The organism is Rhizobium sp. AC27/96 (genome assembly GCF_001692325.1).
Taxonomy (GTDB): Bacteria; Pseudomonadota; Alphaproteobacteria; order Rhizobiales; family Rhizobiaceae; genus Rhizobium.
Window position 1 is genome coordinate 1 of record NZ_LXKN01000067.1, and the last position, 1,568, is coordinate 1,568.

Consider the following 1,568-nt stretch of genomic DNA (forward strand, 5'->3'; position numbering starts at 1 on the left):
TGTGTTGATTTCCGCTGAGATCTGATCCGGGGAGATGCGGACGAAAACTTGGACGACCAGGAGGTAGTTCATGTATTCCCATGCAGACAGACTTCGCGCGGTCGATCTGTATATCAAGCTCGGCAAGCGGGTTAAGGCGACGATCCGCCAGTTGGGTTATCCGACCAAGAATGCGCTGAGGAACTGGTGCCGCGAATACGAGCAGCATCGAGGCCTGCGCGTTCGTTCTGTGGCTCGCGCGCCGAAGTTTTCCGAGGCCCAGAAGCAGGCGGCACTGGAGCACTACCGCACTCACGATCGCTGTATCTCTTCAACGATGAGAACGTTGGGTTATCCAGGCCGGGGGACTCTGACGGCATGGGTTCGAGAGGCGTTTCCGGAGGCGAGGACTTCGATGGCCGGTCGATCCTGGCGTCCGGCCTATTCTGATGCCTTGAAGCAGGTCGCGGTCCTTGATCTTTGCAATCGAGAAGAGAGTGCCCAGGAAGTCGCCGACCGGCTGGGCGTATGCCGGCCAACATTGTACAGTTGGAGGAATGAGTTACTCGGTCATGAGGTTGCCTCATCGATGAAACGCCGCAACGGCTTGAGACCCTCCAACGCGATGTTCGCCAATTGCAGCTCGAGCATGATCTGCTGAAGAAGGCCAATGAACTCCTAAAAAAGGCCTGGGCGTCGATCTGCACCTCCTGAGTAATCGGGAGAAGACACAGCTGGTTGACGCCCTCAAAGATATCTATCGATTGCCAGAACTGCTTGTGCAGTTGGGAATTGCGCGAAGCTCTTACTTCTACCACCGCACCCGAGCGAACCTGGAAGACAAGTATGTCACCATCCGTCGCAACCTGACGGAAATCTTCGAAAGCAACCAGCGCTGCTACGGCTATCTTAGACTGTAGGCGTCTCTGGCCAGGCAGAGTGTGACAATCTCGGAAAAGGTTGTGCAGCGATTAATGAAACAGGAGCGCCTGGTCACCGCCAGACCACGGCGACGGCGTTTTGGTTCATACTTGGGAGAAATCAGTCCTGCGCCTGAGAACCTGATCAACCGCGACTTCCATGCGAAAATACCGAACGAGAAATGGCTCACGGACATCACCGAATTCCAGATCCCAGCTGGCAAAGTGTATCTCTCGCCTATCATAGATTGCTTCGATGGCATGGTGATCAGTTGGTCGATTGGAACGCAACCTGATGCGGGGTTAGTCAACACGATGATGCCGAAGGCGGGACAATCGTCCATTCGGATCGTGGAGCGCATTATCGCTGGCCTGGCTGGCTCACCCGGATCAGCGATGCGAAGCTGCTTCGTTCAATGTCCCGCAAGGGCTGTTCACAGGATAATGCAGCGTGCGAAGGCTTCTTCGGCCGATTGAAAACGGTACTCTTCTACCCTCGAGACTGGAAGACCACCACGATCGAGCAGTTTGCCCGGGAGGTTGATGCGTACATCCGATAGTACAATGAAAAGCGCATCAAATTATCACTGGGCTCACGCAGTCCCGTCGAGTATCAAGAAAGCCTTGGCCTAACAGTATAAATTAGTCCAACTTTTTATCCGCATCCCC

General features: G+C 54.7%; 3 protein-coding genes. All 3 read left to right on the forward strand.

The features are described from left to right. The first annotated feature begins 70 nt into the window (after window positions 1-70). The 3 genes from A6U86_RS36110 to A6U86_RS36120 all read left to right on the forward strand — a co-directional run bounded on the left by A6U86_RS36110 (window position 71) and on the right by A6U86_RS36120 (window position 1,376). Complete coding sequence (locus A6U86_RS36110; RefSeq protein ID WP_343287088.1) at window positions 71-640, forward strand: helix-turn-helix domain-containing protein; 570 nt, start codon at window positions 71-73, stop codon at window positions 638-640. 103 nt (window positions 641-743) lie between these two features. Next, complete coding sequence (locus A6U86_RS36115) at window positions 744-899, forward strand: hypothetical protein (RefSeq protein WP_343287089.1); 156 nt, start codon at window positions 744-746, stop codon at window positions 897-899. A 54-nt stretch (window positions 900-953) separates the two neighbouring features. Further along, a complete protein-coding gene (locus A6U86_RS36120; protein WP_343287090.1) occupies window positions 954-1,376 on the forward strand; it encodes a DDE-type integrase/transposase/recombinase in 423 nt (140 codons plus the stop codon). Window positions 1,377-1,568: the final 192 nt, after the last annotated feature.